Raw genomic sequence first — 12,814 nt, 5'->3', positions numbered from 1 at the left:
TACGGGTTATCCAACGCCGTGCGTATGGGCTGCGGGATGAAGAATATCTGAGGCTGAAAATACTCACGTCCATGCTCCCGGCACTCTGAAAAACATGAAATTCACCCACTCGATTACGCGAAGAGCCAAAATTAGTTGCCGTTCTTTTTACGGTCGGCTGATTTTTACAAGGCGGCAGCAGGCCGATGGGCATATGATTCGGATCGTCGCCCCGTCAGGGATGAAGGCCAGGATCCCGTTGAGTTCGGCGCCCGCTCGAAGCGATCATCTGGAGGCTCCCTGAGAGCCACATGTGAGGCGCTAGAGTGTAGATTGGTGGTGCTCGCAGGAACCGCGCCTGCCAACCGAGTGAAGTGTAGATTACACCCCCGTAATCTAGAGTTTCATGCATTGGTCGCAGCGCCTCGTCTCGCCCACGCTCGGTTCACCACCCTTCATCGGGGCATCTTAGACCAGCATCCTGCGCCAAGGTGCCTTGTTTTAGGAAGGCAGATTAGACTTGCGGTGTACAACGCTGTATCTTATGTCAGCCGATGTTGGGTATCGATGAACCGAGTGACGAGTCACATCACCAGCTCTTGTGCGAAAGGGAGAAATCCATGACCGGTATTCAGTTTCTGACCGATGAGAAGGGCCGAAAGGTGGCCGTACAGATCGACCTTCGCAAACATAGGGCGCTGTGGGAGGATTTCTACGACGGGCTTGTCTCTGAACAACGGCGCAAGGAGAAAGGCGTTCCCTTCGAAACCGTCAAGGCGGATTTGATCAAACGCGGTCGCCTGCGTGGCTAGATACACTCTGGATATCAAGCCGTCCGCACGGAAGGAGTTGGAGCGCTTGAGCGATAAGCTCCTCGCGAACCTGGTGTCGAGGATTGATGGTCTGGTCGTTAGTCCAAGACCGTCAGCCTGCAAGAAACTGCGCGGATACAAGGATCTCTGGCGTATCCGATTCGGCGATCATCGTATCGTGTACATTATTGATGATGACCATAAGACGGTGAGCGTCACCCGGATTGCCCACCGCAGAGATGTCTACGAACAATGAGACTGCGCTTGTTCCGCATCGGTTCGCGCGGTTTTTCACCTCGACTTCGAAGGTTACCGGGTGCGCACCGTAAAACTGGCATGAAGGTGTAGTTGACAACTATTGGTTTTCCTGGGCGTGAATAGACTCGGAAAATAGTCGGGTCGATGATTGGCTGCGCATTTCACTCATCGTGAACACCTAGATCGCTCCATCGTGAACACCCAGATCGGTCATCGTGAACGGAAGCGAAGCGACGCTGGGAGTCCGTTAGGCTTCGAGCTTCTTCTCCTTTCGCTGTGAGGGTCCTTGTAGCATGACACGGTGGCTGTTGTGAAGGAGTCTATCACAAATAGCATCCGCGAGGGTCGGCTCTCCGATCGCCTCATGCCAATGCGCCGGGGGCAATTGGCTGGTGACGATCGTCGAGCGGGTGCCGTATCGGTCCTCCAGGATCTCCAGGAGGTCGCGGCGTTCGGCCTCCTGCAGGGGGGCCAGGCCGAAGTCGTCCAAGAGCAAGACGTCCACCCGGGCCAGCGTCGCGAGGAGCCGGGCGTACGTCCCATCAGCCCGCGCGAGGGCCAAGGCATGGAAGAGTCGGGAGAGACGCCAGTAGAGGGCCCGGTACCCTTGCCGGCACGCCTGGTGGACCAGAGCACAGGCGACGAAGGTCTTCCCGGTCCCGGTCGCCCCGCTGATGAGCACGTGCTGATGCTCGGCGATCCAGCGACCGGTGGCGAGCTGGCGGATCAGGGCCTTGTCGAGTGCCCGCCGGGCCGGGTACTCGATCGCCTCAAGACACGCCTGGCTGAGCTTCAGTTTGGCGGTCTTAAGGGTTCGGGTGAACCGGGCGTTCTCCCGGGCGAGCCACTCGGCCTCGACCAGAAGGCCGAGGCGTTCGTCGAAGCCAAGCTGGCTCATAGCAGCGTCCTGCTGCTGGGCGGTCCAGGCGGCCGCCAAAGTGGTGAGCTTCAGAGCGTGGAGCGTCTCCATCGTCGGGGGGCTGAGCATGTCTCTCTCCTGTCTGTGTATCGGTTCACTGATAGTAGGTGGGCCCGCGCAACTGGTCGTGGATGACCGGGCGGGCAGTGGGGACTGAACCGGCGTCCGGCACTGGAGAACGGTCGAGTCCGTGCTTCAAGATCGCATCGACGTGCCGGTAGGAGCGCGCGCCCACTGCGAGTGCCCGGGTACACGCCGCCTCGAGCCGCAGGGGCCCATCTCGCCGCGCGAGGCGCAGGATCCCCAGACACGACCGGTAGCCCTGCTCCGGGTGGGGGCGGCTCGCCAGGATGGCCTCGACCAGGGCGGCGGTCTGCGGCCCGACGGTCTCGGCCCACGCGATGAGCCGAGAGGGACTCCACTCCCGGTGCTGCTGGTGGGCCTTGGGCATGTGAGCGGTAAGGGTGGTGTGCCGCCCGCGGGAAATGCTGCGGACATGGGCGGCCACTCGCTGGCCGTGGTGGAAGATCTCCACTGTCATGGCCGTGCTGCGGACGTCCACTCGTTCGTGCACCAGAGCATGGGGCACCGAGTAGTAGTGGCCGTCGAGTTCCACGTGGTAGTCAATGTTCACGCGGGCGAGTTTCCACTCGCCGTAGACGAAGGGCGCCGGGGGCAAGGGCCGGAGCGCCGGACGGTCCAGCCGCTCGAACAGCTCCTGGCGGCTCGCCTGGTAGGAGCGCATTCGGCGGCTGTTCAGGGCGGTGAGCAGTTCCCAGATCCGGGCGTTCAGGGCTCCTAGCGAGCCGAACGCCTCGTGCCGGAGTCGGGCGAGGATCCACCGTTCGGCGATCTGCACGGCCACTTCGATTTTCGCCTTGTCCCGTGGCTTCGCCGGCCGGGCGGGGAGGATCGTGGTGCCGTAGTGCTGGGCGAACTCTTCGTAGGTCCTCTGCAGGCCGGGCTCGTACCGGCAAGGGACGGTGACCCCGGTCTTCAACTGGTCCGGGACAATGGCGCTCGGCACCCCGCCCATGAACGCCAGGAGTCGCTGATGGCTCCCGAGCCAGTCGGGGACCCGCTGGGTGCGGGTGGCTTCCGCGTAGGTGTAGTTGCTGGCCCCGAGGACACCGACGAAGAGCTCTACTTCGGTAACCACGCCGGTGGTGGGATCGACGAGGGTCGGTTTCTGCCCGGCGTAATCGACGAAGATCTTCTCGCCGGCTCGATGGTCCTGGCGCATAGTGAGGCGATGGCGGGCCAGCCAACGGCGGTAGAGATCGCAGAAGCGGGTGTAGCGGTAGCCGGTGGGATGCTGCTCCAGGTACTCGAGGTGGAGCAGTTCTAACGTCACCCCGGGCTTGCGTCGTTCGGTGTGCAGGTAGGCGCAATCGGGGAGCGGGCGGGTCACCCCGGGGGTGGCTGGTGCGCCGTAGAGACGGATCTCCAGGGCGTCATCGGTCAGGGTCTGGACGTGGGGCCAGTCAAGCCCGGCGTGGGTTGCCCGGCGGAGGACGCCGGTCACGGTCCCAAGACTGACCGCGAGGCTAGAGGCCACCTGCCGGTGGCTACGGGTCAGGGTCCACTTCTGGCGGAGGATCTCTCGGATCTGACGCATGGGTAGTCGCTCGGTCGCCATTGCCACTCCTTCCTGGAGCGGAATGGCGCGCTGGACCATCCAACGTCGCTGTTGCTCTCGGCACCCGCTCATGGGAGTAAGGGTCGCCGATTTCCCGGGGGTTGTCTACGTGTTCACGATGACTGATCCGCGTGTTCACGATACCGATCCGCGTGTTCACGATACCGATCTACGTGTTCACGATACCGATCTACGTGTTCACGATGGCTGATCCCGGCGTTCACGATCGAGTGATCTTCGCGTTCACGATGAAGTGATCCTGGCGTTCACGATGGACCGAAATCCGCAATTGGCAGCATGTGCACGACATGGAGCCGTATAGGTTCCCCCTTGGCCAGGCTTCCGTTGAACTCAGGGCACCGGACCAATCTGTGTTCGTGAACATCCGAATCAACGGATCAGCTCGACAGCCACTCCGGCGTCGATGCCCACCCATGCCTGATCCGCTGTGACCGCAGTGGCGTCGAGACGGTGGGCCAGGACCAGGCAGGCCCGATCGCCCAGCGACAGCCCTGAGAGCTTGGTCGTAGGCGCGAGCAGCCCCACATCGATGGCCTGCCCGACGTCGAACGGCACCGATTCAAGAGGCAGGAGGGCTAAGGCCTCCCGAATGGCGGTCTCCGGCATCCCTGCAAGAGCTAGACGCGTGACGACCTCGGCCAGGTTCACCGTCGAGATCACAGCATCCGCCAGGAAAGGAGCGACCCGTTCCGCTCCCTCCTCCTGATTTAGCAGGGTAAGGATCGCGGAGGCATCGAGGACGACCCTACTCACGCTGCGCCTCTCTCCGGCGCTCCTGGAGTAGTGATTCGGTAAGGGCAGTGCCTACCGGGATGTACTGGCGAACGCGGTGTTGTGCCTCAGCAATGGCCTGCCGAAGCGGGATCAGCCGCAACGTGTCCTGCTCGACCTGAAGGACCACAAGGTCGCCCGGGTGAAGCGCGAGTGCTTTACGGAGCGCGGCTGGAATCACGACTCGCGCCCCCTTGCCGATCCGGGTCACTACTCCTTCGGGTCGCATATCTTTCAGTTTGACTGTCATGGCTATATGCTACCATGCTGGAGAATCGTGTCAAATCTTATTAATATACCAATAATATAAAACAGCCACGTTCTGATAATACACCAAGCCATGGACTAGGAGATCTAGAATGGTCTGAAGGGAGGTCGGGAGGAGATCGATCCCGATCGCGCGATCATCGGCAAAAATGGCCGGGGATTAATCCGCCCCATTTTATCGGCGGTCCTTGTCGGCGAATGGCCTCCACGACGCCATGCCTGAAATCCCAACCAGGCTTTGCGTCGCGCCCAGTCCCACAGGCAACCGTGAGGCTTAGGACTTCCCCGATCCGCAGGCCACACCTGGCCTGCGGATCGAGCAGGAGCCGGGTCCTAAGGACGGTCGTCCGATAGATCAGTTCATCAATGGCGTCGCGGTCGAGACTCGGCCGCAGGGGTGGTTTCGGGACGCGAAAGCTCTTGTGGAGCAAGGGGGCCTGGCAGGGGTTCGGAATCGGGAGCGCGCATCGTTCGATGGCGAAGGTGAAGGTCGACGCAGCTCTGGCGCCCACCGCGGCTTAGTGCGGACGTTATGCAGCCACACTGGTGGTTATGGGCAAAGTAGACAAGACACACGGTTTGCGATAGGCTGGGGGCATGGTTCCCACGATCTACCTTGAAACCTCGATCATTAGCTACCTCGCCGCCCAGCCCAGCCGGGACCTGATCACGGCGGCCCGGCAGCAGCTGACGCACGAATGGTGGGACCGTCGACGCAATTCCTTCCAGCTGTTCGTATCTGAGCTTGTGCTCGTGGAGATATCGCGGGGGGACGCTGAAGCGTCCGCGCGCCGCCTTGCTTGGCTCGATGGGATTGAAGCTGTCGATACCAGTCCACTTGCCGAGGAAATCGCCGATCACATTCTCCGCCACGCGGGACTTCCCCAACATGCCCGGGCGGATGCACTTCACATTGCGATAGCCGCATCCCAGGGCATCGATTACCTGATGACGTGGAACGCCACCCACATAGCCAATGCACTCATCCGGCCTCGCGTCGAGCGAGTTTGCCGCAGCCTGGGCTTTGAGCCCCCTGTTCTCTGTACCCCGGACGAGCTGATGGCGGGAGAGGAACCATGACGACCGAGCACTTTGATGCCAAGGAGCCGTGGGTTGATCCGGTAGTTGCCGAGGTGCGCGCCGCGCGAGAGGCGTTGCTTGTCGAAGTCGACTACGACCTTCACAAACTGTGTGAGATGTTACGCGCCCATCAGACCCAAGCGGGGCGAAGGGTTACGTCTCGTGGACCGCGACGTATCACGCGCGTTTCAGACGAAGCCGCCTAAGACGCCTCAGCCCTCCTTGACAAGAGCTACATTGCAAGATCTTCTGTCCCCTCCCGGGAATCGTTTGGAAAAGCTCAAAGGCAATCGCACATGGCAGCATTCGATCCGTATCAATGATCAATGGCGGATTTGCTTCGCCTGGCGAGGTAGCGATGCTTTTGAGGTGGAGATCACGGACTATCACGAGGAGTTACATCGGATGGCAAAACAGAAGATGGCACCTATCCACCCCGGAGAAGTCCTGCAGGAGGAGTTCCTAAAGCCGCTGGGTCTCAGTCAGCATCGGCTGGCTCTCGATATTGGAGTTGATCCACGCCGCATCAATGAGATCACCTTGGGAAAGCGGAGCGTGACGGCCAATACGGCCCTGCGTCTGGCCCGCTACTTTGTCACATCACCTGAGTTCTGGATCGGGCTCCAGGCTCAGTATGACCTTGATGTCGAGGAGGATGAGCTAGGTGACCGTCTTGAGAGAGAAGTCAAGGTCTACGCTGAGGCTCATTGATTTGGGATGCCTGAGCGGTCGGGGAGATAGGTAACAAAACAGTCCGGGGACAAGGGTGACACCTTGTGGCGTGTTCACCTACCATATCCATCCTCGATCCGCATATGTCGTTCATGGAGCCGGCCGAGTTTCAGCGGGCCTAAGTAGACGTTCCACGCATTTCATTGGCGGTCCTTGTCGGAGAATTCCCTCCACGACGCCATGTCGGAAAGCCCAACCAAGCTTTGCGTCGAGCCAAGTCCCACAGGCGAATGCTCAGCAGGACGGCCAGCACCCCGGCGTAGAGATACGGGTCGTTCACGCCCTTCTTGGCCAGCCACAGGTAATGCAGCACGGCGAGCAGACCGATGACGTAGACCAGCCTGTGCAGTCGCCGCCAGTTCTTGCCCCCCAGACGCTTCACCATTCCTGATGTGGAAGTGCCGGCAAGCGGCACCAGTAGCGTCAGGGCGAGCATGCCAACGGTGATGTAGGGCCGCTTGACGATGTCGGCTGCGAGCTGCCCCCAGTCGAAGAAGTGGTCTACCGCGATCCAGACGGTGAAGTGGAGACAGACGTAGAAGAACGCGAACAATCCCAGCAGACGCCGCAGGCTCATTTGCCACGCGATCCCAAACAGAATACGAAGGGGCGTCAGGGCAAGGCTGGCGAGCAGCAGTCGGAGCGTGGTGTCGCCGAGCAGGTTAGTGGCGTACGAGATCGGATTGGGGCCGAGCCGATCGGTAAGGAACCGATACAGGAGAAGCAGTAGGGGTAATAGCGCAACGCCCCACACTGCGCTCTTCAGTCTGGTGCGAGCTCGTCTGGACACGGGATTAGAAGTTCCGTTGCAGGTCCATTCCGGCATACAGCGCCGCGACCTGGTCTGCATAGCCGTTGAACATCAGCGTCTTTCGCCGTCGAAACTCTCCGATGCGTCTCTCAGTCGCCTGGCTCCAGCGTGGATGATCAACGGCAGGGTTGACGTTCGAGTAGAACCCGTATTCCTTTGGAGTCGCCTTTTCCCACGCTGTCTTCGGTTGCTCACTCACGAAGCGGATTCGCACGATCGACTTTGCGCTCTTGAACCCGTACTTCCATGGCTCGACGATGCGAATGGGGGCGCCGTCCTGGTTGGGCAACACCTGACCGTACAGCCCGAATGTGAGCAGCGTGAGCGGGTGGAGCGCCTCATCCAGCCGCAACCCCTCCACGTATGGCCACTCGATTGAGGAGAGGTTGAAAAGGCTTTTGCGCTGCCCAGGGAACTGCGCAGGATCGTGGAGTGTGGTGAACTCTACGAACCTGGCCTTGCTCGTCGGTTCTACCAGCTTGATGAGAGAAGCGAGCGGGTAGCCGATCCATGGGATCACCATCGACCACCCCTCGACACAGCGGAGGCGATATACCCGCTCTTCCAGCGGGAACAGTCGCATCAGCTCCTCAACGTCGTAGCGCCTGGGGCGTGCCACGTGGCCATCGATCTGAACCGTCCAGGGGCGCGGCTTGAGCAGATGCGCCAGCCGTGCCGGATCGTCCTTATTCGGACCCATTTCATAAAAGTTATTGTAGGAAGTGATGCTTTCAAGGGGGGTCAGGGGATCCTTGAGGGTGAACTGCTCGTTGCGGGCGGCAGGGAGAGATTCGCCGGCTGGCGGAGCCGCCAGAGCCGATCTAGTCGGGGCCAGCGCCAAGGCCGCTATTCCGATCAGAAACGACCGCCGGTTGAGGTAGAGCTGATAGTCCGTAATCTCTGACGGTGCAATGTCTGGAGCATGCCTGATAAACATGAGACGCTCCTACAATTCTGAGATAGAGGGCACTCGGCACCCGGACCTTGGTAGGTGTCGGATGCGATCTTTCGAGTCATCGCGAACGCTCCGTTATCTGGGTTGTGTCTACAGCTATTATATCAGCATTTAGCCGTAGCCGTAGGTCGGGTTAGCGCAGCGTAACCCGACACCACTCGGCTTTCAAGGTTGCGTCTATATTCTCTGTCCTCTTAGATGCTACATAGCCTCATATGGTTCAGTCGACACTAGAGCCCCTCAGGCGGGCGGCGTGGAGCATGGCGATGATCGTCATCCCGTCGACGATTTCACCCTGTAGGACCATCTGGAGGGCATCGGTGAAGGGGAAGGCGCGGACCTCGATGAACTCCGTCTCGTCCGGAGGCCGCTCCAGGCTGGCCAACTCCTCCCCGATGAAGAGGTGGGCCGTCTCGTCCATCACGCTCTTGCTCGTGTGATAGGTGCTGATCCTGGTGAGCCTTCCCGCCTGATACCCGATCTCTTCACTCAGCTCTCGCTGGGCCGCAGCCTCGATCGATTCGCCCTCATGGACCCCACCTGTCGGCATCTCCCATGTGACCCGCTTCGCAACGTACCGATACTGCTTCACTAGCAGGACCGTGTGGCTGTCGAGGAAGGGCAGAATGCCGGCACACTCGCCACTTGTCACCACACCGTAGATCGTAGTCCGTCCGTCAGGGAGTTCGACGAGATCTTCGCAGAGGGAGAGCCATCTGTTCTGGTAGATCGGCCGGCTGGAGAGGGTCTTCCACGCCTGTTCTGCTAACGCATGCGCCTTCTTCACCATGTCTGCTCCATGAGAAATCGCCTCTTGTGTTGGGCCTGTCCCGCTCCGGACTGTTCGAAGGAGAGCCGCAGGCGTTTCATGTTGGGTGGTGCAGGGTTCACGCATCGGTCCGATGTGGCCTCGCGTACACGTGTATCGTGACGACTGGTCTATGTCAATGAGCAAATAGCGCCCAATGGATCTCCTCAAGGGATCGCCATTCCATGATATAGTATGGCAAGGTTTGGCGGGAGATATATGGATGGATTCAGGTGGCTTCCTGCGTGCAACCATGCGAACAGTATGGGCCACGGAATCCCCGTGGCCATCAGCAGGCTGGACAAAATGAACTACCCCGCAGCAAGCTACGGGGTATCGTCTTCTGTTCTGGCCCGTCATTCCGTACTTGACGAGCCTGCCCCGTACTTGATACGGGGGAATCCAGTCGGGCCCGCTTGATACCGGTGCCTGCCCCGGACTCCGATCCGGGGTCCGCCGGTATGACGAACTCGCGGCAAGCCGCGGGGTATCGACCCGCGACGAGAATTAACAAAAGCCTAAGAGTATAACCATGTGCAGCGAAAAGGTGAACGAGTCCGGAAAGGCGGGTTCTCAGGACCACGAATGTCTTCTTTAATTCACGGTGTGCCTGGTAGGGGGGTGATACCAGTTTCCTTACGGCAAGAGCGTGACCGCAGGACAAGATGGCGGGCAGCGACCGCGACGCTGTTCATTCTCATGTCTCTCGGCACGGCCGCATGGGGGGCGCCTTTGGCGCAAGTCGAGGATCTGCCTCACCTGTTGCAGCTCCCGATCTTCCAGCCCGGCGAGCCAAGCATCCTCTACGATGATGAAGGAAGGGTATTGGGTCCCATCGTTCCGGAATACCGGGCCTTTGTCCCGCTCTCCCGGATTTCCCTGAAGTTGCGACAGGCTATCATCGCCGCTGAGGACGCCCGCTTTTATGAGCATGGGGCGCTTGACCTGAAAGGCATCGCGAGAGCAGCCGTAAGAAATCTCATGTCCGCTTCCGTGAAGGAAGGGGGCAGCACCATCACGCAGCAACTCGCCAAGACCCTGTTCTTGAGCCACGAGCGGACCATCGGGCGGAAGGTGAAAGAATTAGGGCTTGCCAGGGAGATCGAGCAATCCTACACAAAAGACCAGATCCTGGAGATGTACCTGAATTCCATCTACTTCGGCCACGGGGCGTATGGGGTCGAAGCCGCCGCCAGGACCTATTTCAGTAAGAGCGTTACCGATCTCACCCTTCCTGAAGCCGCGCTTCTCGCTGGACTCCCTCGAGCGCCCGGTAGGTACTCGCCGCTGATCGATGTCAAGCGCGCCAAGGCGCGCCGGAAGTACGTGTTGGACCGGATGGTGGCAACGGGTGTGCTTAAACAGGCCCAGGCCCGACGGGCTGACCTCACGCCTATTTCGGTTAATCCGATGTTTCGATCGAAGGGAATAGCGCCCTGGTTCGTCGATTATGTTCGACAGCAGCTTGATGTGCGCTTGGGCCCGATCCTCGTCCGACAGGGGGGGCTGAAAATATACACCACCTTGAATGCCGGCATGCAGCGGGCAGCGGTCAAGGCGATCAGCCGTGGTATTGCGGAGATCGTCAAGCGCAAGGACGGACAAAAGGAGAGTGGAGGCGCGGTGCCGGAGGGGGCGCTTATCGCCCTCGACGCCAGGACCGGCGAGATTAAGGCGCTGGTAGGCGGCTTAAACTACGGCCGGAGCCAGTTCAATCGGGCAGTTCAGGCACGACGGCAACCCGGTTCAGCTTTCAAGCCGCTCGTCTATGCGGCAGCGTTTGAGCGAGGGCTGACGGCAGCGACTATTTTCGACGATGCTCCGATCAGCTTTGAGATCAATACGGGGAAGCGAAGCGAGACGTGGGCTCCGGAGAATGTGGACCGCAAATATCGGGGTCCGGTGACGCTTCGTCGGGCACTCGAGGAGTCGATCAACGTCCCGACGATCCGCTTGATCGCCGCGATCGGGGTCGATCCGGTCATCGATCTCGCCCATCGGCTTGGGATCACCTCGGAGCTAAGGCGAGAGTATGCGATGGCCTTAGGCGTCTCAGAGGTAAGCCTCTTGGAGCTGATGTCGGCCTATCAGGCGTTCGCCAATCGGGGGATCTTGTCGCCGCCCTTCGCCGTCCGCCGCGTGGTGGGTCCTGGCGAGATCGTACTCGAAGAGCAGTTTCCCCAGCCGCAACAGGTCATGCGCGAGGAGGTAGCTTTTGTCCTGACCTCGGTTCTTGAGGGCGTAGTCGAACGTGGAACCGGGAGGGCCGCTAAGCGTGTTGGGCGCCCCGTCGCCGCGAAAACAGGGACTACTCAGGCCGCAGAGGATCTCTGGTTCCTCGGGTATACCCCAAGCGTTGTGGCGGGAATCTGGCTGGGCTACGATCAACGTCGCTCGATCGGCTCTCACGAGACGGCCGGAAAAGTGGCTGCGCCCATCTGGGCAGATTTCATGAGGCAGAGCCTGGGCGACAGCCCCGTCGAACCCTTCCTCCCTCCTGACGGGGTCTACCAGACTTTGGTGAATCGAAGGACGGGACAACAGACCTCGTCGACCGATCCAGAGGCCATCGAGGAATACTTCATCCGAGGGCAGGAAGGGCTGTGACCTTCAGCCCTGGCGCCGCCAACGACCAAGGCCTTTTCGCCAAGGCCGAGCGATAACGAGGTCGTTACGCCCCTCCTCAGTCGGTGACGTACTCCCAGCATTCTTGCGCCATGGCGCGGTCCCGTAGATTTTGATTGCGCGCCGATTCCATATTCCGATATAGTAAGCGCTGTTTTGATCCCTGCCTGATCGCATGGCCCCATCGTCTAGTGGCCTAGGACGTGGCCCTCTCAAGGCCGAAACACGGGTTCGATCCCCGTTGGGGCCACCAAAAAGTCTAGGTGGTTGCGAAGTCTGGCTGTATTTGGACAGGCCTCCGGTGTCTAAATAGTGACTACTCCGTTGGCGTAAAGAGGGGCCTACCCCCCTTTTTCAAACACTCACTACCTCCACTTTGACCTTCGCGTAGGTCCCTTTGAGGTTTTCTTATGATCGAGGTCAAGGTAGTTTTTATCCGGAGGTGATGATACCTATGAGCGTGAATCTAAGCTCGAGCGTGGAGCGAAACTTTCGGCGACTCGCCATGATCCTGTCTGTTGTGTTCCCCGTGCTTATTATGATCCCTGCTTTTCTGCTCGGTCACTGGCTTTTCTTTTTAGGGTGTGCTGGTTTTACCGTAGTGTGTCTATGGATTGCATATTTTATGGCGCGACGGTTGGAACGAATTCATTCGCGATGGCCCTTGAGGTAGGATGGACAAAATGGCTACTAAGGGCCAGATAGCAGCCGGATCGGATCCGGCAGGGGGTAAGGCCATGCGAATCGTTGTAAGCACAGGCGTCGCGTTTGGCGTACTGCTCGCCTTTGTGCCAGGAGTCTCTGCGGCGGCCGAGAATTGCCACGTGGAATCTGCTGAACTAAAGGGGATGACCACCCAAGTACTGACTCAGCGTTATTGTATCTCTGGGGGGATGGCCGATGCCGCCACTCAAGGTGCGAATCAGGTGACCAAAGCGGGCTCGCCAAAGCTAGCCCAACAATTCCACGACACTGCGAGCCAATGCATGAAGCTCAGGGGAACGATCAGTGAGCTATTTAAACAGCGATCCGCAAATCCTGATCCTCCGTGTCTGCCTGCCAAGGCACTGCGCCAATGACGATAGAGTTCTTCAACGCCGATTCGAGCCGGGTGTGGTTCAGTAAGAGATAGTCCCG

Annotated in this window: 16 protein-coding genes, 1 tRNA gene and 1 pseudogene; 10 read left to right on the top strand and 8 right to left on the bottom strand. The window is 59.8% G+C overall.

Going from position 1 to position 12,814, the window contains the following annotated elements; translation table 11 throughout:
* Window positions 1-599: 599 nt before the first annotated feature.
* Complete coding sequence (locus CLG94_RS02655; RefSeq protein ID WP_015743192.1) at window positions 600-791, top strand: hypothetical protein; 192 nt, start codon at window positions 600-602, stop codon at window positions 789-791.
* Complete coding sequence (locus CLG94_RS02650; protein ID WP_107561349.1) at window positions 784-1,047, top strand: type II toxin-antitoxin system RelE family toxin; 264 nt, start codon at window positions 784-786, stop codon at window positions 1,045-1,047. The genes CLG94_RS02655 and CLG94_RS02650 overlap by 8 nt, the downstream gene beginning before the upstream one ends.
* Before the next feature lie 249 nt (window positions 1,048-1,296).
* On the opposite strand, the gene istB is transcribed toward CLG94_RS02650, so the two are convergent.
* Both istB and istA read right to left on the bottom strand, forming a co-directional pair.
* A complete protein-coding gene (gene istB / locus CLG94_RS02645; protein ID WP_107561348.1) occupies window positions 1,297-2,037 on the bottom strand; it encodes an IS21-like element helper ATPase IstB in 741 nt (246 codons plus the stop codon).
* A gap of 25 nt (window positions 2,038-2,062) precedes the next feature.
* Window positions 2,063-3,607, bottom strand: coding sequence for an IS21 family transposase (gene istA, locus CLG94_RS02640; RefSeq protein WP_107561350.1), 1,545 nt, complete (start codon window positions 3,605-3,607; stop codon window positions 2,063-2,065).
* A 131-nt stretch (window positions 3,608-3,738) separates the two neighbouring features.
* Here istA and CLG94_RS13750 point away from each other — a divergent pair, with 131 nt between their 5' ends.
* The gene (locus CLG94_RS13750) at window positions 3,739-3,864 is read left to right on the top strand and encodes a hypothetical protein (RefSeq protein WP_275666212.1); all 126 of its coding nucleotides are present in this window, start codon (window positions 3,739-3,741) and stop codon (window positions 3,862-3,864) included.
* 133 nt (window positions 3,865-3,997) lie between these two features.
* Here CLG94_RS13750 and CLG94_RS02635 read toward each other — a convergent pair whose 3' ends face one another.
* The 3 genes from CLG94_RS02635 to CLG94_RS13205 form a co-directional block, all read right to left on the bottom strand.
* Window positions 3,998-4,381 carry a type II toxin-antitoxin system VapC family toxin gene (locus tag CLG94_RS02635; protein ID WP_107561347.1) on the bottom strand — a complete coding sequence of 128 codons (384 nt, stop codon included), beginning with the start codon at window positions 4,379-4,381 and terminating at the stop codon, window positions 3,998-4,000.
* Entirely contained in the window at window positions 4,374-4,649 is a 276-nt protein-coding gene (locus CLG94_RS02630; RefSeq protein WP_107561346.1) for an AbrB/MazE/SpoVT family DNA-binding domain-containing protein, read from the bottom strand. The genes CLG94_RS02635 and CLG94_RS02630 overlap by 8 nt, the downstream gene beginning before the upstream one ends.
* A gap of 154 nt (window positions 4,650-4,803) precedes the next feature.
* On the bottom strand, window positions 4,804-5,178 hold the full coding sequence (locus tag CLG94_RS13205) for a hypothetical protein (protein ID WP_161953978.1): 375 nt from the start codon (window positions 5,176-5,178) through the stop codon (window positions 4,804-4,806).
* Between the two features lie 85 nt (window positions 5,179-5,263).
* Here CLG94_RS13205 and CLG94_RS02620 point away from each other — a divergent pair, with 85 nt between their 5' ends.
* From CLG94_RS02620 to CLG94_RS02615, 4 genes and pseudogenes are all read left to right on the top strand, one after another.
* Entirely contained in the window at window positions 5,264-5,746 is a 483-nt protein-coding gene (locus tag CLG94_RS02620) for a type II toxin-antitoxin system VapC family toxin (RefSeq protein WP_107561345.1), read from the top strand.
* A complete protein-coding gene (locus CLG94_RS13200; RefSeq protein WP_161953977.1) occupies window positions 5,743-5,952 on the top strand; it encodes a hypothetical protein in 210 nt (69 codons plus the stop codon). The genes CLG94_RS02620 and CLG94_RS13200 overlap by 4 nt, the downstream gene beginning before the upstream one ends.
* Window positions 5,858-6,124, top strand: a pseudogene (locus tag CLG94_RS13915) (type II toxin-antitoxin system RelE/ParE family toxin); the annotation flags it as partial. The gene CLG94_RS13200 and the pseudogene CLG94_RS13915, both read left to right, overlap by 95 nt.
* Before the next feature lie 27 nt (window positions 6,125-6,151).
* Window positions 6,152-6,457 carry a HigA family addiction module antitoxin gene (locus CLG94_RS02615; protein WP_204593531.1) on the top strand — a complete coding sequence of 102 codons (306 nt, stop codon included), beginning with the start codon at window positions 6,152-6,154 and terminating at the stop codon, window positions 6,455-6,457.
* A gap of 139 nt (window positions 6,458-6,596) precedes the next feature.
* Here the strand turns inward: CLG94_RS02615 and msrQ are convergent, their stop codons facing one another.
* The 3 genes from msrQ to CLG94_RS02600 form a co-directional block, all read right to left on the bottom strand.
* A complete protein-coding gene (gene msrQ, locus CLG94_RS02610; protein ID WP_161953979.1) occupies window positions 6,597-7,304 on the bottom strand; it encodes a protein-methionine-sulfoxide reductase heme-binding subunit MsrQ in 708 nt (235 codons plus the stop codon).
* The gene (gene msrP / locus CLG94_RS02605; RefSeq protein ID WP_107561342.1) at window positions 7,273-8,226 is read right to left on the bottom strand and encodes a protein-methionine-sulfoxide reductase catalytic subunit MsrP; all 954 of its coding nucleotides are present in this window, start codon (window positions 8,224-8,226) and stop codon (window positions 7,273-7,275) included. The genes msrQ and msrP overlap by 32 nt, the downstream gene beginning before the upstream one ends.
* Before the next feature lie 238 nt (window positions 8,227-8,464).
* Entirely contained in the window at window positions 8,465-9,034 is a 570-nt protein-coding gene (locus CLG94_RS02600) for an NUDIX domain-containing protein (protein WP_107561341.1), read from the bottom strand.
* 750 nt (window positions 9,035-9,784) lie between these two features.
* On the opposite strand from CLG94_RS02600, the gene CLG94_RS02595 reads away from it, so the two are divergent.
* The 3 genes from CLG94_RS02595 (at window position 9,785) to CLG94_RS02585 (ending at window position 12,756) form a co-directional block, all read left to right on the top strand.
* A complete protein-coding gene (locus tag CLG94_RS02595; protein WP_161953975.1) occupies window positions 9,785-11,659 on the top strand; it encodes a penicillin-binding protein 1A in 1,875 nt (624 codons plus the stop codon).
* 195 nt (window positions 11,660-11,854) lie between these two features.
* Window positions 11,855-11,930 (top strand) — tRNA-Glu (locus tag CLG94_RS02590).
* Window positions 11,931-12,360: 430 nt separating this feature from the next.
* On the top strand, window positions 12,361-12,756 hold the full coding sequence (locus tag CLG94_RS02585; protein ID WP_133174605.1) for a hypothetical protein: 396 nt from the start codon (window positions 12,361-12,363) through the stop codon (window positions 12,754-12,756).
* Window positions 12,757-12,814: the final 58 nt, after the last annotated feature.

Source organism: Candidatus Methylomirabilis limnetica (assembly GCF_003044035.1).
In the GTDB taxonomy this organism is placed as follows: domain Bacteria; phylum Methylomirabilota; class Methylomirabilia; order Methylomirabilales; family Methylomirabilaceae; genus Methylomirabilis; species Methylomirabilis limnetica.
This window is presented reverse-complemented; position numbering and strand designations above follow the sequence as displayed.

What these genes read in the sequence shown, in the direction of transcription:
- msrQ (WP_161953979.1), bottom strand. Translation starts at nt 7,304, where the DNA reads ATGCCGGAATGGACCTGCAACGGAACTTCTAATCCCGTGTCCAGACGA.
- istA (WP_107561350.1), bottom strand. Translation starts at nt 3,607, where the DNA reads ATGGCGACCGAGCGACTACCCATGCGTCAGATCCGAGAGATCCTCCGC.
- istB (WP_107561348.1), bottom strand. Translation starts at nt 2,037, where the DNA reads ATGCTCAGCCCCCCGACGATGGAGACGCTCCACGCTCTGAAGCTCACC.
- CLG94_RS02620 (WP_107561345.1), top strand. Translation starts at nt 5,264, where the DNA reads ATGGTTCCCACGATCTACCTTGAAACCTCGATCATTAGCTACCTCGCC.
- CLG94_RS02655 (WP_015743192.1), top strand. Translation starts at nt 600, where the DNA reads ATGACCGGTATTCAGTTTCTGACCGATGAGAAGGGCCGAAAGGTGGCC.
- CLG94_RS02615 (WP_204593531.1), top strand. Translation starts at nt 6,152, where the DNA reads ATGGCAAAACAGAAGATGGCACCTATCCACCCCGGAGAAGTCCTGCAG.
- CLG94_RS02585 (WP_133174605.1), top strand. Translation starts at nt 12,361, where the DNA reads ATGGCTACTAAGGGCCAGATAGCAGCCGGATCGGATCCGGCAGGGGGT.
- CLG94_RS02630 (WP_107561346.1), bottom strand. Translation starts at nt 4,649, where the DNA reads ATGACAGTCAAACTGAAAGATATGCGACCCGAAGGAGTAGTGACCCGG.
- msrP (WP_107561342.1), bottom strand. Translation starts at nt 8,226, where the DNA reads ATGTTTATCAGGCATGCTCCAGACATTGCACCGTCAGAGATTACGGAC.
- CLG94_RS02600 (WP_107561341.1), bottom strand. Translation starts at nt 9,034, where the DNA reads ATGGTGAAGAAGGCGCATGCGTTAGCAGAACAGGCGTGGAAGACCCTC.
- CLG94_RS13200 (WP_161953977.1), top strand. Translation starts at nt 5,743, where the DNA reads ATGACGACCGAGCACTTTGATGCCAAGGAGCCGTGGGTTGATCCGGTA.